The organism is Paraglaciecola sp. L1A13 (assembly GCF_009796745.1).
Classification (GTDB): Bacteria; Pseudomonadota; Gammaproteobacteria; order Enterobacterales; family Alteromonadaceae; genus Paraglaciecola.
Genome location: NZ_CP047024.1, coordinates 4058690 through 4083375 on the forward strand (window position 1 = coordinate 4058690; position 24686 = coordinate 4083375).

The following is a 24686-nucleotide window of genomic DNA, read 5'->3' on the forward strand; positions in this document are numbered from 1 at the left end:
TGAGTTAGTTATGCACAATTACGCAACCTACCCAAGCCTTGCAGGCAAAGTTATTCTTATTACCGGTGGCGCTACGGGTATCGGCGCGGTCATGGTTGAAGCTTTTATAAAGCAAAAAGCGTCGGTTATTTTTGTAGATATACAAAAAGAAAAAGGCGATGCGTTATGTGAAAGACTAGTCCAGGAGTTGGGCGCGGCACCTGTATTTAAACATTTAGACACTACAGACATAGACGCATTGCAAAGCTTTATCGCGACCATAAGTCAATCTCACCAGCGACTTGACGTGTTGATAAACAATGTCGCAAATGACACACGCCACTCCCCTTTAGATATCGACCAGCAAGGCTGGCGAGACTGTATGGCGGTTAATTTAGATTCCACATTCTTTGCCTGTCAAAGTGCGATTCGCCTAATGCGCGAAAACCGTAGCGGCAATATTATTAATATGAGTTCAATTAACGTATTGATTGGCCCAAAACAAATGCCTGGTTATGTTGCAGCGAAAGCTGCACTAAACGGCTTAAGTAAATCATTGGCAAATCAATATGGGGAATACGGAATTCGGGTAAACACTATTTTACCTGGCTGGGTTGCCACAGATCGCCAGCTTGCCTTGTGGCTGACCGCTGAAGCAGATAAAGAATGGCAAAAATCGGTGGCACTTCGTGGGCGTTTAGAACCCATTCATGTAGCGAATATGGCGCTGTTTTTAGCAGCAGAGGATAGTGCCATGATTACGGGCCAACAATTTGTGATTGATGCAGGACGTACCTGATGAATAAACAATCAGATATCATTATTCTCGGTGATTGGGGGACCAGTGTGTGTCGTCTCTATTTATGTCGCTTTCATGAACAACAATTAACGGTTCTGGCCCGTACTCAGGGTATGGGAATTAAATACATTAGCAATCCAGAAACCCGTTTTTTCGAGTTATGTCAGCCTTGGATTGACCAATACGGCAATATCCCAGTATTTTTAATTGGCGCGGTGGGCTCTGACACAGGTTGGCAGCCAACTAATTATGTTTCGTGTCCAACAGATAAAAACAATCTTTTAGCGATGAGCAAAAAGTTCGCTGCTCGTGGCTTGAATATCACCATACTACCCGGTGTTTCATGCGAAAACCGCCATCACTTACCCGACATAATGCGCGGCGAAGAAACACAGATTTTCGGCTTTTTATTTCAGCTGTCAGATAGAGCTGAAAAACGACTGATTTGTTTACCTGGTACGCACACAAAGTGGGCGCTTTGCGACGAAGAAACCATTACGTCTTTTGTTACCAGTCCCGTAGGTGAACTTTATGAAGTGCTCAGTCAACATAGCGTATTGCTTAGCCCCGCAGCAGTGCAAAGTTGGTGTAAAAGTAGCTTTACAAATGGTTTACGTATCGGCATGCATCAATCGAGTAATTTGCTACACACCTTGTTCGCTACTCGAGCCTGTCAAGTTATAGAAAAACGCACGAATACCGAAGCTGCGGGGTATTTATCGGGCTTATTAATTGGCTCCGATGTAAAGGCCGCGGTACAAGATTTTGACGTCTATTCCCATGTGGTCGTTATCGGTTCTGATCACATTTGTAGCTTATATATTGAAGCACTAGAGTATATCGGGATCAGCACTGAACATTTCAGTAGTGAAGACGCCACCTTATTAGGGTTGCAGACATTAGCCTCCGCAAACTGGGGTGACATGGCAACTAACCTCACTAATGAGTAACCTTAATATGCTCGACAAGATCACGTTAGTTGACACTCTGTCCATAGCCAATCGTCTTGGTGAAGGGATTATATGGGACGTTCGTCAGCAATGTGTTTTTTGGACTGACATAGTGGGAAAACATTTTTACCGTTGGGACTTTAGCGGCACATTAGTGGCATTTGCATGCCCTGAACGCTTATGTGCATTTGGCTTAACAGACGAGCAAGATTGGTTCATTGCTGCTTTCGAGTCGGGATTCGCTTTTTTTAATCCCGCAAGTCAACAGATTCAATGGCTAAGTAAAGTCGAAGCTGACTTGCCCTACACTCGTATGAACGATGGTAAGGTTGACCGCCAAGGACGTTTTTGGGCCGGTTCAATGATCGAAGATGAAACCATCGATGCGAGCACCTTGCCATTAAATAAACAAGCGAGCCTATATCGTTTACAAGCCAATGGCGAAGCTCAGACTATTTTTGACGGTATATCTATCTCCAACGGTTTATGTTTTAGTCCAGATAGTAAAACCATGTACTTTGCCGACTCAGCCAAGCAACGTGTTTGGCGCAGTGACTATAATGTAATAGACGCTGAACCAGGCCCCAGAGAACCATTGTTCAATACCTATAACAACGCGTTTCCAGATGGTTCTTGCATTGACAACGAAGGCTACCTTTGGAATGCTCAGTGGGGAAGCGCTTGTGTTAAACGATACTCCCCTTCTGGAAAGCTGAATTTCACTTTACCTATTCAATGCCAACAACCTTCATGCGTCAGCTTTGGAGGTCCGAATCTTAATCACTTATTTGTTACCTCTGCAGCTGATGGCTTGCAATCAAATGATGGTGAGTTACACAAAAACGATGGTGCAGTGTTTATTTATCACACACCGTTTCAAGGATTAGCTGAGCCCTTATGCACGTCACCAAAACGATAATGATGCGAATCGACCAAGTGGGCTCAAAAATTAAAATAACAACGCAAAGCGGGAATTAACATGGCAAGTAGAATGTTTAGCGGGAACTTTACCCGTCACATAGTCCAATCTTTAGGCAAAGCAATCGCCTTAGGTGAATACCCTCAGGGGCAACCATTATTGGCTGAAGCAGCACTTTGCGAGTCGTTTGATGCTAGTCGCACAGTTTTGCGCGAGGCAGTAAAAATGCTAACAGCAAAAGGCATGCTAGATGCACGGCCTAGGCGCGGCACCATTGTGCTGCCCGAGTCTCAATGGAATTTGTCTGATCCTGATATTTTAAATTGGTTATTAGACCGCAAGGGATCATTACCTATTATCTCTGAGTTCGCCGATATGCGTTTGGCAATAGAGCCAGCTGCCGCAGGGCTAGCGGCGACCAATCTAACGGAAGATAATCGTAAAACCTTGTTAGCGGCAATAGAGCGGATGAAAGCAGCGGCAAGAGGCGAGGATGATCACTTGGATGCTGATATTGCTTTTCACGTCGGTATTTTAGAGGCAAGCGACAATCGATTCTTCTGGAATATGCGTCACACAATTGAAGTAGCCCTGCGTTTCAGTATTCGAATAACCAACCGGTTCAAAGGCGTTGATCGTGCTAGCGTGGCAGATCACCAAGAAATTCTTGACTATATCTTGGCCGGCGACCATCAGTCAGCCGAAAACCAAATGCGCAGTCTTTTACTAGAAGCTAAGACTCTTTTAAACAAAGCGCTCGATGAAGAAAAAATTAAAAAACCACTACAAAGTTAACCTGTAAAAGGACCGGAATTGCGATGCGGATCAAAGATTGTATTTTAGCTATTGACCAGGGCACCACTTCGACTCGAGCGATTATATTCGCTCCGGACTCCAGTATTATTGCCGTAGCCCAACAGGAGTTTACCCAGCTTTATCCTAACGATGGCTGGGTAGAACATAATCCTGAGGACATATGGTCCTCAACCATAGTCGTATGTCGACAAGCTATCTCAGAGGCGATAGCTAAGGGTGCACGAATTGCCGCTATAGGGGTGACCAATCAGAGAGAGACCACTGTCGTCTGGGATAGAAATACCGGCCAACCTATTTACAACGCGATTGTTTGGCAAGATAGGCGCACCGCTAAAACCTGTCGTGAGATGCAAGACAAAGGTTTATTTGAAATCGTTAATTCACGCACAGGCTTATTGTTAGACCCATATTTTTCAGCCTCTAAAGTGGCGTGGATTTTAGATAATGTTGAGGGCGCGCGCCAAAAAGCCGAAGCAGGCGACTTGGCGTTTGGCACCATTGACTCTTTTCTTATTTGGCGCCTAACCGACGGTCAAATGCATGCCACAGATGTCACTAATGCTAGCCGGACCAACCTCTTTAATATTCATGATATGGCTTGGGACGAGAAGCTTCTTGAAGTCTTTGATGTGCCTAAATCGGTACTACCTGAAGTCAAAGAATGTGCCGACGATTACGGTCATACCACAGAGGATTTATTCGGCTTTTCATTACCCATACTTGGGGTAGCCGGCGATCAACAAGCAGCGATCATCGGTCAATGCTGTTTCAAAGAAGGCGCTATTAAAAGCACTTATGGCACTGGCTGTTTTGTTATGCTCAACACAGGTAAGAAAGCTTTTAATTCAAAAAACAGATTACTGACTACAGTGGCCTACACCATTAAAGGCGAAACTCATTACGCCTTGGAAGGCTCAATTTTTATTGCTGGTGCAGCCATTCAATGGTTGCGTGACGGTCTAGGTGTTATTAAAAGCGCATCAGAGACCGAGGATTTAGCCAAGTCATTGGATTATGAACACGGTGTATATATGGTTCCAGCATTTGCCGGATTAGGCGCACCGCATTGGTCGCCAGATGCTCGGGGGGCTGTATTTGGTCTGACCCGAGGCACGACTAACGCCCATTTTGTGCGCGCGGCCCTTGAATCGGTGTGCTACCAAACCTCAGATCTACTGCACGCCATGGCCGAGGACGGAGTATCGCTAAGTAAAATTCGCGTTGACGGTGGTATGGTTGGTAATAATTGGTTGTGCCAGTTCTTAGCTGACACATTAGATGTCACCGTTGAGCGACCTAAAATTATGGAAACTACCGCATTAGGTGCTGCTTATCTTGCGGGTTTACAGGCAGGAATATACGATTCTTGTGAGCATTTAGCCAGTATGAATGAAGTTGATAATAGCTTTACAGCACAAATGCCATCGTCCCAACGCCGGAAACTTATAGCAGGTTGGGAAAACGCCGTTCAAAGCACCTTGGGGTATTCCAAATGATAAGTAAACGGCTCTTTGGAACGCTTCCTGATGGGAAAAAAGTCACTGAATATACCTTGGTAAACGCGGTAGGTATGCAAATCGACATTCTCGATTTAGGCGGCATTATTCGCCGTTGGTTAGTACCAACTAAAGACGACAAACAACCCCATATCGATATTGTATTAGGCTTTGACTCGCTCGATGATTATGTAGCCGATCAGGCCTACTTAGGGGCAATAGTTGGCCGTTATGCTAATCGCATCGCTAAAGGTCAGTTTTCGTTGAATAACAACCAATATCAGGTTGATGTGAATCAAGCCGGTAATTGCTTACACGGAGGGCGTGATGGCTTTAATAGCCGTGTTTGGCAAGCCCAAATGATCGATAGCGAAAGCGAACCAACTTTGATATTGAGCTTAGTCAGTGACGACGGTGACCAAGGTTTCCCTGGCACGCTGAATGTAAGTGTGACATATACTTTGACTGCCTCTGGCCTAAAGATCACTTACCGAGGTAAAAGCGATCAAGATACCGTTTTTAACCCGACCCAACATAGCTATTTCAATCTAGCGGGGCACAGCAGCGGTTCAATTGAAGATCATCAGGTACAGATCCTCGCTGGAACGTATACCCCGACGAATAAAAACGCGATTCCTAGCGGCGAGATGGCTGATGTGACAAACACACCATTTGATTTGCGCTCGCTAACCACCTTGAAAGGGCCTTTGCAATCAAACCACCCACAGATAAAGTTGGGTAACGGTTTTGATCACAACTGGTGTCTAGATGCCTATCAGCCCAATATGACCCAACCCGCTTTAGTCGCCAAAGCATACGATCCTGAAAGTGGTCGAACACTTGCTGTGTATACCACCATGGCGGGTATACAGTTATATACAGCAAACTATATTGGCCCTGAGCCGATCGGTAAGGGTGGCACTGAATATCAAGGCAAGCATGCTTATTGCTTCGAAACTCAATGTTATCCTGATTCGCCTAATCACCCACAATTTCCAAGCGCGACGCTAAACGCCAACGAAGATTATTATTCAGTTACCGAATACCAACTGTCGTTTTAGTCATTCTTATATATTGCTATACGATCGCTAAAGCAAAGCGTCAAATGTGTTAAAGCAAAAAAACGCTGCTCTTAAGCAGCGTTTTTTATCATTAATAACAAAAAATTAGTGAGGATTTTAATCACTATCGATATTGTTTGCGTGTGCTTTTCTGCCCTTGTAGAGTTTTCTAGCAAAGGCTCCTAACGCAAGTACAATAATCACACCAAACTTCTTCAAAAAAATCAGTGCCGCTGCAATTAGACCTGTTTTGACGAGCACTTTACCTGCGACCAACGCACCAATACCATAGGCCGCCACATCGTCGATATCAGGGTCGAAATCAGCATACTTCGCGCCTTCTTTAAAGTCAGCTATGTTTAAAACACTATCGAGGTTTTGATCAATCAGTGTCAGCTGCTCCATCCCTGCAATGAAATTCAGGACCAATACGCCTTTACGTCCTAAAACGCGAATATTGTAATTGAGAGTATTAGTCGGCGAATCGCCAAATCTAATCTCTTTCGCCCAATGCAGTTTGTTTGAGGATTTATCATAATAGGGTGCTGCGGCCCAACCTACGAGCGAAATTGCGTCATAACCTTGGGCAACTCTATCTGCGCTAATTTGGGCTGTGTCTTCTTGCATTTGCGTGAGTAACGCATCGTAATCAATTTCATCTGCATCTTCGTCGGTTACGTAGCCGTCTTGCTCATATTCAATTGTTACGCCCCAGGTGTCGCTCTCGAACGGCGTAGAACCGACGGGAAAGAGCATGCCAAGCATAGACCCAGCGCTGCCAGGAGGGTTGCCCCAAATATCTTCTAACACCTTGTGTGCGTCAGCCGCATTTAAGAAATAAAAATTATCTGGCACATTTAATTCAGCCACCTCACCGGGCAGTTGAATATTGCCGGTTTGTGGATCCATTGAATCCCAAAGTTCACTGGCCCACTGTATATATTGTTGCTGCTGTTGTGCTTCTATTTCAGTGACTTCTTGTGCGCTGACTTGAATAGCGCAAAAAAGCACCAAGCTGCAAAAAAGACGTCCTAGTATTTGCATAATTTCCCTATTTAATATTGATGTCTAATGAAAGCTGATCTACCCATTGCAGAGCCCTAGCTCATTGACGCATAGCGTTTTATATCAGAGGCAAAATCTGTAGTCCAATATGTGTAAGGAATAGTTTAGCGCAAATAAAAAGCTACGGTTCAGTAAAGCAACCGAACCATGGCCATTAAAACGTCATAAAATTAAGATATTAGTCTTTATAATGTTTCTTCAGATGAGTAAAAAACGCTCCAGTTGCTCGATAATTCAAGATTAAAATTATCAATGTTCAGGTTAAAACGTCCAGTGGTGCCAATAAAGCGCGTATTGTCCCACTGTTTTTTGGATAGCAAAACAATAACATTGTCTCCCGAACGAAAAATACCACTGGGTACTTGTATTTTTATTGGGTTGCGTTGCCACTGCGTGGCATCCAATGCCTGCCCGTTAATATAAATCTGTTGAATCTGGTTGGTTTGACCAACACTCAAGCTAACGACTTGGGGATCAATAGCAAAATGCACGTGTTTTCGCGCTATCAAGGTTTCACTCTTAGGTATATCTTGCAACGAGGTCAAATTAGCCAGCGGCCAAGAAGAATCATCAAATTGCTGTAGAAAGAATTCGTCTTTAATTTGATTAGGCACACGCTTCGGTTTTTCAGATATTGCCGGCTTGGGCTCACTGCTGGCCTTAACTACGTTGTTAATAGTCGCTTTCTTTTTGACAGTTTTTTCGCTGATGATGGGCGCTTTCTTGATATCCGCTCGCCCTATAATGATCCCATTGACCCTTTCACTGTGTGTGCCATCGGTAACATCTAATTGAAATGGACCACCCGCATTTTGAGCAGCCATGGTCACTCGCCATTGCCCGTCACGCCCAGCTTGGACTCTAGCCATGGTGAAGGTTTCTTGATCCTTAATAAGCTTTATATCTATCGAGCGTCCAGGCTCTGCAAGCCCGCTCACATTAATGGTTTCTCCAGGCTGCAGGAGCATGTCATCATGTAAATGGGTCGTCAGAATAATGCCTCCTTTGGGATTGCGAGCCCTGTAATCATCTTGACCAATGAAAATGTCATTTATGACTTTGGTGCGCTCATCATCTGAGATTTTTAGCTGGTAAGGTCCACTGGGGGCTTGCTCATTCAGCGATATATTCCAATCACCGTCACTATTTACCGTCACTCTAGCCATCGTGACCGTTACGTTATCTTTTACCAACTTTACATCTAAGGTTCGCCCCATAGGAGCCTGCCCACTAATCACTAGCATTTTATAAGCGGGTAAAGTCATTCCATCTACAAAGCCTTCAGATAGGACAATATCACTGGTATCTGCCCCATGAGCCTGACGCATAACGCCGAAAATACATCCTAGTAGAATAGGAACTATAAAAGCCCTTACCCAGCCTAATCCATTACTGTGTATTGCCTTGTGGCTCCACATTCGATTTATTTCCTCTTAAGCATGTCGCCAAGTCGATACGTTCGACGATTTTTTGAAATTTGTTAAGTAGAAAAACTGAAATCACTATTTGAATAAATAATGAAACAACATTAATGTGAAAATAAGCTTAGACAACTGCCATTTCGCCTTTAACAGTGGATACACACTAACTTATCCAACCTTCACCCTACCGTCGTTATTCGCTAATCAGGCATACCTATAAACAATCTATGAGTATACCTTAAGCAAACTTCGCGCCGAAAATAAAGTTTATTATTTTTACAACTTTTACGCGTCGTATAATTTGTGATAAAAGGGCTTCACGACGGGTGATGCCATATCGAATAATCGATCACGTCAACAGTCGCATTGTAATAAAGCCCCCCAAGCGTTCAAGTAAAAAGTAGTTAAACCAGCCGACACTCTTTCGCATCTACTTTTAAGGTAAATTTACAGCGATTCTTGAGTTTGCTGAATGATTTTTCGTAATGTTGGTTGCGTTACATCGAGTAACTTTGCTTTATGTTTTTTGGCTAACATTCAACTGCAGCACGATTGAGTGCAATGACGTTTCAATGACTGGCCAGAGCTTACTGTGCTTATCGCTTTCAAGTATTGAGGCCAAAAGATGATTACACTGCGAAGTAAAATCGACCATCTCTATTTGTTCAAAAGGGGTAGCATTTAGCTTGGCGTACCGACGTCTTATCGTCGACTCAGATTGATTAAGTTGCTGAGCAACTTGATATAAACTCCCCCACTTAACAACACACTGACCTAACCATAGTTTTTCTAACCAACCACTTACCGAGAACATATCAACATGCTGACTTGCCAATTCGACCACCTGGGTCAACAGTGCGTTAATTTGCATTACATCATCGTTGCTCACATGGCCCAAAGCGCCTGATGACACTTTTGATGAACTCAATACCGACGGCACTGTAGATTTCCCCCCCTGCTCTTCGTGCTGCATAATAAGATGCTCAGGCTCTACGTAGCGACCCGAGCAGAGTATAACCGCTCGCATCATACAATTTCTTAACTCTCTGACATTACCCGGCCATGTATAAGCGCGAAGTTTTTCTTGAGCCGCCTCAGAAAAATCGTTGATATCCTTTTTATACTGCCGACTGAATTTGCGCAGAAAATGACGTGACAACAATATAGGATCATCACCGCGCTGATTCAACGTGGGTAAATTCAAGGTAAAAACGTTTATTCGGTAGTACAAGTCAGCCCGAAAACGTCCTTGAGCCACTTCATCTGGTAAATTACGGTTTGTCGCTAACACTAACCGCACATCGACTTTTCGTACTCGCTGGTCACCCACGGCTACAAAGGTCTTTTCCTGTACAAAACGCAATAATTTAGACTGAATATCTAGGGGCAATTCGCCCACCTCATCTAAAAATAAAGTGCCGCCATCAGCCTGTAATATTTTGCCCGGCTGATCGCTGGTCGCCCCCGTGAAGGCCCCTTTACGGTGCCCAAACAGCTCACTTTCAATAAGGTGCTCGACGATTGTGGAGCAATCTACGGTGATAAATGGTTTATCTGGATGTAAACTATGGTTATGGAGTTGTTGAGCAATCACCTCTTTACCTGTGCCAGATTCACCAATAATGAGCACAGAAGCATCGGTCGGTGCAACAAGTTGCATCTGCTGCATCAAGGTACGCATGGCAGCCGATTCGAATAATAATTCATGCCCGCCAGATTGCTCTTTTTCAGTGATAACACGTCTGTTTTCATCTTGCTCAAGTAATATGATGCGATCAATTGCTGCGGCCAAATTTGGCGCGACTTGCTCAAGTTGGTGAGTACATTTGAGTACGCTGTCTTTGGCTTGGGGTTGCCAGCAAACAACTAATACACCTAAACATTGATCCCGTGTCACAAGTGGAATAACAGCACTACCAAAAGACGGGTGTTGAGCAACTTTATCAATTACACAACTTCCACGAGGTTTAAATTTAATCTTGTTTTTAGCCCATTGATGAATAGCCTGTGAATCAAAGTCTGCTTTAGCAGCAGTGCATGCTAAGTTGACCGGGTTACCGGCCTGTATCGTGTACAAGCCTGCAAATTCACTTTGTAAACCCGTATTCAATAATTGACACACCTCAGAAGAAAATGTCTGCAATGAATGGGTGCTGCCAATCAAACGAATAACGTCCCATTGTAAGGTCATTAACCTGAAATCATCATTGGGCGCTTGAGAGAACTTACCGCTCATGCGATCCAAATTCGCTAAAATATTGGCATCAAATTGAGGTTGCCAACTCACTAGCTTTCCACCGCCTATGCTTCGAGCTGCTTGCATAGCGGCGTTTGCTCGGCGAAATAATTCTAGCGGTGATTGTTCACCTAGCTGCTCTTCAGCATCTAAAGAGGCGAGTCCAAAACTGAATTCTAGCTTTAGCTTCTTTTTCGAAAAATATGTGTTGCGCAAGACTTGCAACATCCGAGCGGCTAGAACTTGCCCTTGCTGTTCGTTTGTTTCAGGCAAATGCGCAGCAAACACTGCCCCACTGTAACGACTGGCAAAATCATTTTCACGCAAAACCTCAGATACGCTGTGCATAATCTCGCTAAGGACTTGATCGCCAATCTCGCGCCCATGAAGTCGATTAACCTCTGAGAAGTCGTCTGGGTTAATCAGCAGTAAGGTAACAGGGGTCGTCTGCTCGCTAAGTTGTTCAGCCCATTCATGACTTTGCCAACGGGCCACTTGGCGTAAAATCAGCAAGGTCTCATCATTAGGTAACGGCCCTACAAATCCATCAACCATCATAACAACCTTGTCCAACTGAATTGGAAAAGGCGGTAATCTGGTCATAGAGTGGGTATGGCTCAAGTCAGACAAAATATTCTGCATCCGACTTTTTGCGGTACTCGATGGAATATGTAAGCTAGTCAACCAATGTCGTCCCAATGCTGACAAGCCTTTAGTACCCATCAAAGACATTAGCTCTAGATTAATATCAATTATATTACCCTGTGCACTTAGGGTAAGTGATAGATCTCCTAAACAATCAGACAACAAGGCCAGCTTATGTTCTATGTGTTGTTTATCTTGGCTAATATTAGTCTGTTGTTTTAACAGGTTTAACATCACCGTTAATACCCCACAGGCTCGCCAATCAACAAATAGGTGCCCCGGTATAAGCTGGCTGTCTTGCAACCCTCCGGTATCAGCAGATAGCCAATAGACTTGTCGTTCTAACAGCCCGTAATCTTCAGTCAGTGCAATAGCATGTTCAGGACTGTCACAAGCAACAAGTAGCGTGGGCGACGCGCTCAGGTTTGTCGATGCAGTCTCTGGTCCCATTAACGCTAGCTGTACGACATCAAGCTGAAACTCTGTGTTTATAACTTGCTTTTGGAGTTCTGTTATCAGCGGGTTTTCGGCTGTCTGTGCATACAACAATATATGTTCGAAGTCGTCAGCAACATGCGAAATAACAGGAGATATTTTAATCATAATTCTGGCATCAAATGGTTAAAATTCTGCTGTAGTAACGGAGCGATATACTCTGCCGCAACGGGTCGCGAGAAGAGATATCCTTGTAGCAGTAATTTTTCGGTATTTTGTAGGATCTTTATTTGGCTAGTATATTCGATACCTTCCGCTATCACCCCAAGCTTCAAGCTTGTGGCCAAAGCCAATATAGCCTCAACAATTGCCTTATCATCCGGTGCTGAATTCACATCACACATAAAGGAACGATCTATCTTGAGAATATCAATAGGGAAACGTTTTAGGTAACTTAACGAAGAGTAACCTGTGCCAAAATCATCAACAGCAAGAGATATACCGAGGTTTTTCAATTCAATCAATCGAGCAATATTCTCTTGTGCATCACTCATGATCACCGATTCAGTCAATTCCAATTCGAGTAGCGACGGAGGTAACTCACTCTGTGCTAAAACGTTCGCTACGATTTGCGTAAAATCGGGTTGTCGAAACTGGTGTGCTGACACGTTAATCGCAATGCGCACCGGAGTCCCCATATCGACCCATTTTTTAGCCTGATGACATCCCTGCTCTAATACCTGACGTCCCAGTTCATTTATCAGCCCTGTTTCTTCTGCGATAGGGATAAACTCATCAGGAGGAATAATACCGCCTTGAACGGGAAGCCAACGAACCAACGCCTCAACCCCAACAATTTTACCCGATTGAGCGCATATCTGTGGCTGATAAAATGGCACAATTTCATCATTTTTCAGTGCACGGCGTAGGTCCTGCTCAAGCTGCAAACGAGCGGCTGCTTTGGCATTCATGGAATCTTGATAAAATTTGTAGCAACAACGACCTGATTGCTTTGCAAAGTACATCGCAGTATCGGCATTCTTAAGCAGCATTTCTGCGTTTTCACCATCGTTAGGAAACATAGAAATACCGATACTAGGGGTAATGACCACCTCGTATTGCTCTAACTGAAATGGCTTACTAAAACTGCGGATCACTCGTTCGGCCACCAGCGTCGCTTCATTAGGGTCGTTTAAATGACTTAAGAAAATGGTAAACTCGTCACCACCAAAACTCGCTAATTGCGGCTCATCGGCTTCGAGAAAGCTCCCCGTGCGAGCGAACATATCGCTGTCTCGTAGATTGGCTTGTAAACGATGTGCAACCTTTCGTAGTAACTTGTCGCCGTAACTGTGGCCCATGGTATCGTTGATCCGTTTAAAGCGGTCAAGATCGATAAATAACATGGCAGCTTGATATTCATTTCGCTTAGCCATCGCTAAAAAACGATGTAAGTCTTTCATCAAGTACTGTCGGTTGGGTAAACCTGTTAGGGTGTCGTAAAATGCTAGTTTATGCAGTGCTTGTTGCTGGATAACCAAATCAGCGAAGGCCTGACTGGCGCGAAGAATGTATTTGACCCGTTCACCCAAAATAGGCCATTTAATGGGTTTTGCAATAAAGTCAGTCGCACCTACGGCGTATGACTTGTGAATCGATTCTAAGTCATCTGAGCCTGTCACCATAATAATGGGAATATGCTTGCCCTTTTCATGTGCACGAATATATTCACACACTTCAAAACCATTCATTTCGGGCATAGATACGTCCAACAGCAGCAACGCCGGGCTATGTTTTTCAAACTGTTCGATGGCCCGTTTACCATTTTCAGCTTCAAGCACTTCAATGGTGTCGCTGGCGAGAGTTTCTTTCATTAGGATACGAGCAGTGAGATCGTCATCACTGACTAAAATCTTAACTTTTCCTTCAATCGACATGTCTAAATGCTTCCAATTTCTCGCAACTGATATTAAATATCGACTGAATGCGCTGAGCTAACGGGTGTATATCACTCCCTTGAGTATTCTTCATTTTGCCTTCTAATTCCTTACACAATTCGTATAAGGCTTTGGCGCCTGAGTTTCCAGCCATAGATTTAAGCGCATGAGCAATTTCGCCAATAGTCGTGAAATCAGGCTCATCAAGGTTAACTTGCTCATTCAGTTGGTCGACTAATTTTTCGGCTTCTTGTGTAAATGCATCAAGAACTCGGTCAAATACAGGATTGCCAGTATCCCGTGAAATTTTTAGTAAGGTGTCAATGGTTCCCATATCTAATAAGCTCGATGGCCCTGTATCATCAGGCTCAGACTCATGTTCAATATCGCGTTCTGTTGTTTTGCCTGCGCTGGTACTTTTAGGGCCATTCGGAACGGGCAAATAACGCAGTAACATTTGCTCTAATTCTTGCAAAGAGAAAGGTTTAGACATGACTTCATTCATGCCTGAATCTAAGCATTGCTGGCGCAAGTTATCGCCCATACCGGCCGTAAGGGCAACAATGGGTATATTAGGCCAATTATTCCGGATCGCTCTAGTTGCGGCGTAACCGTCCATCACTGGCATTTGGCAGTCCATTAAAACTAAATCAGGTTGCTGTAAATTCACTTGTTCAACGGCTTCTGCACCGTTATCAGCTAACCAAGCTTCACAACCTAATAGTCCCAACATACTCTTGGCGACTTCTTGATTCGTTAAGCTATCTTCTGCCACCAGAATATTGGCATTAAATTTTTGATGATTACGATGATCTTCATCTAGGCGTTTTTGGTTTTCATTTTCAATGCCCAAAGCGCGGCATAGACTCTGATGCAAACCTCTAAAATGAACGGGCAGAGGTAATATATTGCGCTGATCATTTTCTTGCCATTGAGACGTCGGCAGTAAACAAATCCAATTTTTCAGGTTAATCCCTGATTCTTCAAGAGCTGTTTGATACTCCGATTGGCTTACCCATAAACCATTTTTAGCCGATGCCAACTCAGATTTTATCCGTTGAACATGCACTACTTTGATGTCTAACTTACCCAACATCGTTTCAATAGATTTACCAAGGCCCACGGTTAGATTAACCAAATGCACAGTAGGGCAGTTATAAATCGGCTCAAGTTGCGGCAAGATATTTTCAGTTAATGGTAAATCAACCTCCAAACTAAATCGACTGCCCTCCCCTATATTTGATTGCAGGGCCAAATTGCCCCCCATCAATGCAGTTAATTGCTTACAAATAGCTAAGCCTAAGCCGGTACCGCCATATTTACGTGTGGTAGAAGCATCCGCCTGCGTGAACATTTCAAACACTTTTTGCTGACGATCTGGCGCCATACCAATACCTGTATCTTGCACACAAAACACAAAACCACTGTACTGTGCATCACTCAATTTCCGCTTAGCTGCAACATCGTGACAGGGTACTCGTCTAATGCTGACATTCACCTCACCGCGCTCGGTAAACTTAATAGCGTTACTGGTTAGGTTAGCGATGATTTGGCGTAATCGTGCTGGGTCGGCATAAACCTGAGGCAATACTTCATCTGACAAAATAGCATTGATGTGCAGACCTTTGTTGTAAGCCGCTTCGCTAAACAAGTCGCACACTTCTTCAAGCAAGGCTTCTAAATCAACTGGCACCGATTCCAATGCTGCTTTGCCTGCTTCTAATTTTGAAAAGTCTAAAATATTATTCAACAGATCAAGTAACAACCGACCAGATCGATATACTAATTGCGCAAAATGCTGTTGTTTGGGTTTCAAATCGGAACTTAGCAGAACCTCCGTCATGCCAAGCACACCATTCATGGGGGTACGAATTTCATGGCTCATGATCGCAAGAAAGTCACTCTTCTCTTTACTTGCTTGCTCAGCAAGTCGTCGGGCCTTTTCAGTTTCTTCCATGGCGTGTTCGAGTTGTGTATTGGCATAGCGCAACTCTTTGGTACGCTCTTCTACTTTGTCTTCCAATTCGATCAAGCGCTGCATTTCACGTAAACGTTTTTGGCGGTATCGCCACACAACATTCAACATAATCAGCAATATAATTAATACGTAAAGACCATAGGCCCACAGAGTTTTCCAAGGGGGCGGTAACACCGTTAATGGTAATGCTACACCTTGCGTGTTCCACAAGCCTTGATTGTTACTGGCTTGCACTTTGAGTACGTAATCGCCGGCGGGTAAATTAGTAAAGGTTGCTAAGCGTCGATGCTCTAACTCAATCCAATTTGGATCTAACCCTTCGAGTTTGTAACGGTATTCATTTAAACCTGGCGCATTAAAATCTAGCGCAGCAAATTCAAAGGATATAAAATAGTCTTTATAATCCAGCTCTAGCTCTTGCAAGCGCTGGTAAGGCACATCAAACCACACCTGTTCATTGAGCTTTTTGATACGCACTAAGACGACAGGTGGAATAATATCACTGTCTTTGATGTCATCCGGATGGAAGCGGATCATGCCTTCATTACCACCGAAGTACATAAACCCTTGGCTATCTTTAAACCCCGCCCCGAAATTAAATTCACTTTCTTTCAAACCCTGTGACGTATCGAAATGACGTACTTTGCCGCTATCAGGATCTAGCCGTGTTAAGCCGGCAGTGCTGCTAAGCCATAGATGGCCTTTGTCATCATTTAATATCGTATAAATATGACTACTGGGCAGGCCACTAAAACTGTCATAGTGTGTGAAGTTATTACTCAAGGCCGCGATATCTCGAGCGGACCATCTATTCAACCCTCCTCCTTGCGTTCCGACCCATAATTGCGCTTTTTCGTCTTGATAAAAAGCCCACGCCATTGATGCAGATAAACTATCAAAGTTTTCTGGTTGGTGCTCAATGTGCTCAAAGTCCAACGTTACAGGGTCGAGTAAATTTATGCCCGAAACGGTACCAACAACCATAGTTCCGTCAAGAAGTTGATAAACCGCTAACACACGATCATTATTAAGGCTTCTTGGGTTATTTTCATCAAAGCGATAATGCACAAAATCTTTACTTCCGGCTGGTAGATAGTTCACCCCACCACCAAATGTCCCCACCCAAACATTACCTGCATTGTCCGGGAATACACTCGTTACGCCATTAAAACTCAAACTCTTAGGGTTTTCTGGCTCATGCACGAAGTATTCTATTTGCTGGGTATCTACATTAAGTCGACCCAGACCACCGCCTCGGGTGCCAAACCACAGTATATTATTATCACCTCGCACGGTCATTACTCGTGCATCGTGTAGCGCTGGTACACTGTCTTTATTAATGACTTCCTGTACTTCCCCGTTGCTGTTTAGCCGGGTTAGTCCGCCATAAGTTGCCACCCAAATAGCGCGCTCTCCAATGGACGATTCAGTTTCAGCGAAACCGAGAACAACCTTACTAGCCAACCCTTTTTCAATGTATTCAAAGGGCACTTCGATACTTTTGGTAATACCATTGTAGGTACCAAACCACAGCAAGCCTGATGAGTCCTGTAAAATCGACAATATTTTATTGTCACTTAATCCATCGTCGATATTAAAGTTGGTAAATTTATCTCTTCCATCCCAAAGACTTGCTCCAGCTTCAGTTCCAAGCCAAATACGTTGGTGCTGATCTTGATAAACGGTGTGCACTAAATTCGCGGCTAAACTATTGGGCTGATCGGCATGGTGTTGCCAATTAGTAAAATTCATTCGCTGGGGATCAAACACACTAACGCCAGCATCATGGCTGGTCACCCATAACCGCTGTTGAACGTCGACGAATAACTGCGTTAACCGATCACTAAATAGCGGCACGCTAGCGCCAGTATGCAGTCGTGTTAGTTCTTTCGTTTTCTTATTTAACTTGAGTAAGCCATTACCGTCGGTCGCAAACCAGATATTATGCAAATCTTCAACGATGGACATAATGGCCGCATCTTTATCTAATTCAGGTAACAAGACTCGCGTATCGAAGTGTTCAAATTGCATATCGAGCGGGTTGAATCGGCTGAAATTGCCATCATTGTAGCCTAACCAGATAGAGCCACTTGTTTCGCGTATCATGCTTCTAACTTGATTGGACATGGGTGATGCTAAAAATGTAGCCCCCTCTTTTAGGCTCGAAAACGTTTGCTTAGCAGCGTTAAATAAATTGAGCCCACCGCCGTCAGTGGCAATCCATAAACGTTTCTCGTTATCCTCTAATACCGCCCTTACATTGTCAGAGCTAAGCGAATCAGGTTTGCGCGGATCATGCACAAAACTAAGCAGTTGATAACCGTCATAGCGGTTCACGCCTTCTTGGGTCACTATCCACAAGTAACCGGTGCTGTCTTGGTATATTTGACGAACGGTTTTTTGTGACAATTGCTGGCTTAATTCAGCTGGCGTAAAGCTAAAGTTTGGGGTATCAGCAGCGTGAATACCTGAGCTGAAAGAGAGGAAGCATATGAACCAAAAAATACCGTTTCTAAACATACCTGAATTACATCTTATTCTTCTTTTAAAAATAGACTACCGCAAAGCCCACCTTATGCCAACAAATAGCCTCTAATACAAACACTTGCCTTACACACCTAAATGCATAGGTGTTAGATATAATGTGTTTTAAATTAGAACGTTCAGTTGAGATACAACGAGGAATAAATGCTTATTAATAAAAGTGCGAGGAAATAGATAAGAGGAATTAGAGGACTAATAAAAGCGCCCCTTACTCTTATGAAACAACGTTCATAGAAATAAAGGGCACCGCTAAATATGTAAGGTTACTCTTGCAACATGAAGTTTTCCTGATTCATATATGCTTCGTCCCACATAAAGGCTTCGTCCCACATAAAGGCTTCATCCCACATAAAGGCTTCATCCCACATAAAGGCTTCATCCCACATAAAGGCTTCATCCCACATGAAGGCTTCATCCCACATAAAGGCTTCATCCCACATAAAGGCTTCATCCCACATGAAGGCTTCTTCCCAAACTTCGAACTCAAAACCTTCGATATAATAATTACCGTTGTCATCTTTACGGGCTGCACCCATATAATGCTGTTCGCCACTTAAGTCAGCTGCGATATCCATACCGTTATTAGCGCAATTAGAACGTGTTGACTGTACTGCCATAAGTGCATTAACACTGCCCGATCCTTGTTGGAAAGGGCTATAGGCTAATTTACCATTTGCCTGCGCCATTGTAGTACTGCTCATTAAACGACACTTTATATCGTTCGCACTTAAGCTTGGGTCGTTTTGCAACATTAATGCAACCACACCGCTGACCACACCAGAAGCCTGAGAGGTCCCAGACATGATAAAACGGTCATCGCCTACCATATATTGAGGAAATTTGTTTGGCACATACATATCTTCATTGGCCAAACTAAACATATGGCCACCGGGCGCCACCATATCAGGCTTGATAAAAGCCTCATGCGTTGGGCCTTGCGATGAAAACGATAGTAAGGTGTCATCATTTGGATTGTCTTGGGTATAGTTGTCGCTTATCGCACCAACGCTAATAACATAAGGTACGTTAGCTGGAACGCCTATCGTCATTGCTGAGGGCCCTGTATTACCAGCAGAAGTGACAACAACAATGTCTTTTTCCCACAATGCCATAACCGCTTGGTTAATCGGATCATCCCAGTAGTTTGAGCGCGGCGGCGCACCGAACGAAAGATTCACAACACGAATATTTAACGCCTCATAATTATCAGCAATATACTGTAACCCGCGTAATGCATCTAAATAAGTACTGTGACCATCTTCATGAAATGCCTTCACCACCACTAGATTAGCGTCTGGGGCGACACCTTGATAAAAGCTGCGCATTTGGCCGTCAACAATTGCACGGTCACTGTTAGCAATAATACCGGTGATGTGAGTACCATGACTATTTTCGTCAGTCATGTTATCCGCTGTCACATCAATATTTTCAATCGCATCATAAGCTGCTGTTATTCTTGCTCGGTTTTCAGTGTTTTTACTAAGAGCGCTTTTGCTGGCCCAAAGTCCGCTATCTATCACCGCAACGGTTACATCTTTACCGGTAATACCTTGGTCGTGAAGTTCATCTGCCCCTATATTGTTTACATAGTAGCTATTGCTATCTTCATCGCTCGCTTGTGTGTCGTAACCTTTGACTAAGCTACGATCACAATCTTCTGCAAACTCGACGTCCATTGAAAAATCACGTTGGTCGTAACTATCTGTGCCATAGCGTGAAAACGACACTTCAACCGTGGCACTTTCAAATGAATCTAAATTGGCATAGCGACTTAAGCTACTATTATCCAAGGTTAATTCACCATTTTGGCGACTAAATAAACTCCAATAGACAGTTTTACCATTAAATTTAACTGACCGTACTTGGCCTAGTTGCTCTGGCCAAGAAAATGTCATTTTTTTAGCGTTCGCTTGCATATCTTTAGCGTTATATAAATTCCAACGGATCTTATTTGCCGTTAAATCAACAACATGACTACCGTACACCAAGCAATGATCCAACGCGCCCGATGTGAAAACAGCTTCATTTTCAGTAATTTTAATCAAACCAAGTGGTAAATTTCTCAAAATGGTAAGTTGTAAATCACTCACTCGCACGCCAATACCACCGACTAATGGTAATTCATGGGTTACAAGCCCACCAACGGTATCTATAAGCTGACGCAGCACAGCAATATCGCCACCTTGAATCAGTATTTCGTTATCCATACTCAAAAGGCTGTTAACAATAGGGACTTCTGGTAAACCTAAAGACGTTGTCAATTCGTTTACATCAAGTGTGGTCACAATTTCGTCTAAGTTTAAACCTAGTAACCCACTCGCTGATGCGGACAGAGGCAAAACAGAAAAGCCCATTAACCCCGCAAGTAATACCGCACTTTTTTTATTAAATTTTAGTTTCATGTGTAATTCCTGTTTAAATGAGTCGCCCGATATAAGTGGTAGCAAACTTATACCGATACCTCCGTTACTTCACTTATGATAGCAATACACATGCCAATAAATAAGCACTTGATTTTATTGAGTTTAATTAAATAAATGAAAATTATGGATGTTTACATTGAAATTACTGAATGATATTTTTGATTGCTTTAATACTTTGGTTGCACCCATTTTTTACACACTTAAATATTTAAGTGAAGAAAAAATGGTAAACGGTTAACTTGGGACAGAAATCTACCTTGCGATTAATAAGCTATCTGCACCGCGTTAAGACCCATAGGTGTTTGCCCAAGACTGAGAGAGCTTATCCGTAGCATCTGCATTAAGTTAGACAATGTATTCGCTGATCTCATTTGAGCTGACGATAAAAAAGTTGAGCGCTCATTTCGTTAATGTACGTCGCGCTGTTATTACGTGGATAACGCACACGTGCGCAGCCAGTGGGTATAAGTTGATTGAAACTTGCAATAACGGATGCTTATTGTTTTAAGCTTTGATAAATCATCTGGCTTTCAACTGTTTGACAGCCATACAATCCGCACAATTTAGCGCGATCTTCTGATGCGGTAAGGTTATATCTTTACTAAACTACTAACGCCATAAAATCTTGTCAGTATCGGTAATAGAACTGGCTAAACGAAGTTGCCCTAACTGAATTAATTGTTCCGTTTTTTCAACAATCGCTAGAAAAGTGTCTTCTTCATTACATGTTGAATCAAGTAGCCCTACCCAAGCATTTCGTCCTGATTTTTTAGCCGCATATAAGCACAAGTCGGCAATATCGATGGTTCGTTCCCAATTTAATGCGGTAGGTTGATGGGACAAAAGCGGAAATACCGAAAAACCAATAGAACACGTAATATTAAGCACATTGCCTTGATCAATTTTAAATTCATATTCTTCAACAACATTTCGCAGTCGTTCAGCTAATCGCGGTGCATTTTCTCTGTCGACAAATCGCGCAACAACTAAAAACTCCTCCCCTCCCCAGCGCAATAAATATTCAGTCTCTCGAAAAACGCGTTCTAGAATAGACTTAACGTGAATTAACACCGCATCACCGGCACTGTGACCGTATTTATCATTAATGTGTTTGAAATGATCCAAGTCCATTAAAAAGAAAATGAGATCTGTGTCTTCGGCTGACACTAAGGCACTTCTGTCTTTACTGCTTTTATAACGATTGAGCACTAAATCAACATCTTTACTTAAGTTCTGCGCCAAATAACGGCGATTTTTTAAACCTGTTAAAGGATCTGTGAAACTGATTTGTTCAAGTTTTTCGTTTGCTCTAATTAGGTCGATGGTTCTTTCATCTACTTTCATCTCTAATTCTATTAGGTGCCGCTTCTCCCGCAAGCGCTTATGTTGATATCGTCTGATGCCGTCCAGTACAACTAATACCGAGAATATTGTGTACAAAATATAAGCCCAACTTGTCTGCCATGGAGGAGGCAGTACATGCAATTTTAAGGATTTCCCTTCTGTATTCCATAGGCCCTGATTGTTGCTTGCTTGAACTCTAAGCACATAATCGCCAGCTGGTAAGTTAGTAAATGACGCCGATCGAGTATGTCCTAGCTCGACCCAGTTAGGGTCGAGCCCCTCTAGTTTATAGCGATATTCGTTTAGTTCAGGTGCATTGAAATCTAACGCAGCAAATTCAAAAGAAATATAATAATCTTGATAATCCAAAACAATTTCAGGCTGATCTTGATAAAGCAAATCAACGCCCACTTTATCATTGAGTTTTTTGGTGCGCACTAAAACGACTGGTGGCACCTTCTGGCTATCGGTGATTTCATTAGGATGAAAACGAACGAACCCTGAGTTCCCTCCAAAATACATATAACCTTCACTGTCGGTAAATCCCGCACCAAAGTTAAACTCTTTGTCCTGTAATCCATTAGAGGAATCAAAATGGCGAACTTTGTTATTCACGGGATTAAAGCGTGTCAAACCAGCAGTGCTGCTAAGCCATAAATTAGCCTCCTCATCAGATTGAATCGAATATATGTGACTACTGGGTAAACCATTAAGGCCATTATAGTGGCTGAAGTGATTATTCAGCGCATCTATATCTGATGAAGACCATTTATTTAACCCTCCTCCTTGAGTACCCACCCAAAGGTTCATATCTGAATCTTGATGAAGGGCCCACGCCATTGGGGCAGATAAACCGTCAATTTTATCTGTCTGATATTCAATGCGGTCGAAATCTAAAGTTATCGGGTTGAATAAATTGATCCCCGAAACCGTTCCAATAACTAAAGTGCCATCTTCGAGTCGTTCAAGTGCTAAAACACGATCGCTACTAATACTTCTTGGATGGTTTATTTGGTACCTATAATGCACGAAATCATTGCTTCCTTTGGGCAGAAAATCTAATCCTCCGCCAAAAGTACCGATCCAAAGATTACCTTCACGGTCAGGTAGAATTGCCGATACCCCGTCGAAACTTAAACTTTGTGGATTTTTAGGATCATGTTCTAGGTAGTTGATTTTCTGTGAATCAACGTTTAAGCGTCCCAAACCGCCACCTCTTGTGCCAAACCATAAAATATTTTGCTCACCGCGGACTGTCATAACCCGATCGTCGGCGAGCGCCGGGCTACTCTGCTTGTTTATGACCTGTTGCACTTCTCCATCGCTATTCAGTTTTGTTAGTCCTCCGTAACTGGCAACCCAAATAGACCGGTCCCCGTCAGACGAAAGGGTTTCTGCAAATCCCAAAACAACATTGCTTGCTAAGCCTGAATCAATTTGCTCAAAAGGTATTTCAATACTCTTGGTAATACCGCTATAGGTTCCAAGCCACATTAAGCCAGACGCGTCCTGCAAAACAGACAGAATTATATTGTCACTCAGTCCATCTTTAACTGTGAAATTTGTAAAACCTTTACTACCATCCCACAGACTTACGCCCGCCTCCGTTCCCAGCCAAATCCGCTTTTGCTGATCTTGATAAATAGTGTGGACGAAATTTGCTGCTAAACTATCGGCTTTATCTTGGTACGCTCGTAATTGAATAAACTTATTGCTTTTCGGAAGCAAAACACCTGCACCAGCGTCATAACTTGTTAACCACATACGCTTTTGAACATCAATGAACACCTTGGTAAGACGATCACTAAAGAGTGGAGTTGCACTTTTTGTAGAAAGCCGGGAAAGTTGATTATCCATTTTGCTTAACTTCAGTAGCCCATTGCCATTAGTAGTTAAAAATAAGTATTGTTCATCCTCTAAGATTGAAGTGATGCCTGCATCATGATCCAGTTCTGGTAATAGCTCACGTGTATTAAAATGCTTGAACGTCATATCTTTAGAATTAAAGCGACTGAAATTACCATTGCGATATCCAATCCAAATGAAACCTTCGGTATCCAAATACAGTGCTTGTTGTCTATCGGAAGTAGGTTTGGTGACTGAGTTTTCTTCTGCAGCTAACTCAATAAAGTGATGCATCTCAGCATCAAACAAATTTAATCCTCCTCCGTCGGTCGCAATCCATAATCTATTGCGCTTGTCTTCAACTACAGCACGAACGTTATCACTGCTAATAGAATTTGCATCTCGAGGATCGTGTACAAAATTCAGCAGTTGATAGCCATCATAGCGACTTAGCCCTTCTTGAGTGACGAACCACAAATATCCGGTACTATCTTGATATACTTGGCGCACAGTTTTCTGTGAGAGCTGTTTGCTAAAGTCTGCGGCTATAAAACTAAAGAAAGGTCTTTCACTTGCGTTAAGTGTAATACTGAAAAAGACGGATAGTACGATCCAGATCATTCCGTTTTTGAACATAAATCCATCAATAATATTATTCTTATAAAAATATCGTAACCCAAAGCCTTTCCTATTCCCACATATTCTTAAGTAACAATAACTTGAACAAAAAAACAGCGAAAAAAATTATTCAGCAGCCATTGTTAATTACCGCTTCAGCTAAAAGAGCATTAAT

General features: G+C 43.0%; 13 protein-coding genes. 6 read left to right on the forward strand and 7 right to left on the reverse strand.

The window, feature by feature from the left end:
• The first annotated feature begins 10 nt into the window (after positions 1-10).
• The 6 genes from GQR89_RS17190 to GQR89_RS17215 are packed head-to-tail and all read left to right on the forward strand — an operon-like array spanning position 11 to position 6020.
• Positions 11-778, forward strand: coding sequence for an SDR family NAD(P)-dependent oxidoreductase (locus GQR89_RS17190; protein ID WP_158771182.1), 768 nt, complete (start codon positions 11-13; stop codon positions 776-778).
• Positions 778-1728 (forward strand): 2-dehydro-3-deoxygalactonokinase, encoded by a 951-nt coding sequence (locus GQR89_RS17195; RefSeq protein WP_158771183.1) that lies wholly within the window; start codon positions 778-780, stop codon positions 1726-1728. The genes GQR89_RS17190 and GQR89_RS17195 overlap by 1 nt, the downstream gene beginning before the upstream one ends.
• Positions 1721-2647, forward strand: a complete 927-nt coding sequence (locus tag GQR89_RS17200) for an SMP-30/gluconolactonase/LRE family protein (protein ID WP_158771184.1) — start codon at positions 1721-1723, stop codon at positions 2645-2647. The genes GQR89_RS17195 and GQR89_RS17200 overlap by 8 nt, the downstream gene beginning before the upstream one ends.
• Positions 2648-2707: 60 nt before the next feature.
• Entirely contained in the window at positions 2708-3442 is a 735-nt protein-coding gene (locus tag GQR89_RS17205; protein WP_233269009.1) for a FadR/GntR family transcriptional regulator, read from the forward strand.
• Positions 3443-3465: 23 nt separating this feature from the next.
• Entirely contained in the window at positions 3466-4959 is a 1494-nt protein-coding gene (gene glpK, locus GQR89_RS17210; protein WP_158771185.1) for a glycerol kinase GlpK, read from the forward strand.
• On the forward strand, positions 4956-6020 hold the full coding sequence (locus GQR89_RS17215) for an aldose epimerase family protein (RefSeq protein ID WP_158771186.1): 1065 nt from the start codon (positions 4956-4958) through the stop codon (positions 6018-6020). Before glpK ends, GQR89_RS17215 begins: the two co-directional genes overlap by 4 nt.
• A 117-nt stretch (positions 6021-6137) precedes the next feature.
• On the opposite strand, the gene GQR89_RS17220 is transcribed toward GQR89_RS17215, so the two are convergent.
• From GQR89_RS17220 to GQR89_RS17250, 7 genes are all read right to left on the reverse strand, one after another.
• A complete protein-coding gene (locus GQR89_RS17220) occupies positions 6138-7064 on the reverse strand; it encodes a DUF2167 domain-containing protein (protein ID WP_158771187.1) in 927 nt (308 codons plus the stop codon).
• Between the two features lie 206 nt (positions 7065-7270).
• Positions 7271-8503, reverse strand: coding sequence for a hemoblobin-interacting domain-containing protein (locus GQR89_RS17225; protein ID WP_158771188.1), 1233 nt, complete (start codon positions 8501-8503; stop codon positions 7271-7273).
• Positions 8504-9023: 520 nt separating this feature from the next.
• On the reverse strand, positions 9024-11990 hold the full coding sequence (locus GQR89_RS17230) for a sigma 54-interacting transcriptional regulator (protein ID WP_233269010.1): 2967 nt from the start codon (positions 11988-11990) through the stop codon (positions 9024-9026).
• Positions 11987-13759 carry an EAL domain-containing protein gene (locus tag GQR89_RS17235; RefSeq protein ID WP_158771189.1) on the reverse strand — a complete coding sequence of 591 codons (1773 nt, stop codon included), beginning with the start codon at positions 13757-13759 and terminating at the stop codon, positions 11987-11989. Before GQR89_RS17235 ends, GQR89_RS17230 begins: the two co-directional genes overlap by 4 nt.
• A complete protein-coding gene (locus GQR89_RS17240) occupies positions 13749-18257 on the reverse strand; it encodes a hybrid sensor histidine kinase/response regulator (RefSeq protein ID WP_158771190.1) in 4509 nt (1502 codons plus the stop codon). The genes GQR89_RS17235 and GQR89_RS17240 overlap by 11 nt, the downstream gene beginning before the upstream one ends.
• 287 nt (positions 18258-18544) lie before the next feature.
• Positions 18545-20683 (reverse strand): S8 family peptidase, encoded by a 2139-nt coding sequence (locus tag GQR89_RS17245; RefSeq protein WP_158771191.1) that lies wholly within the window; start codon positions 20681-20683, stop codon positions 18545-18547.
• 630 nt (positions 20684-21313) lie between these two features.
• Positions 21314-24529: a diguanylate cyclase domain-containing protein gene (locus tag GQR89_RS17250; protein ID WP_158771192.1), complete on the reverse strand. Its 3216-nt coding sequence runs from the start codon at positions 24527-24529 to the stop codon at positions 21314-21316.
• Positions 24530-24686: the final 157 nt, after the last annotated feature.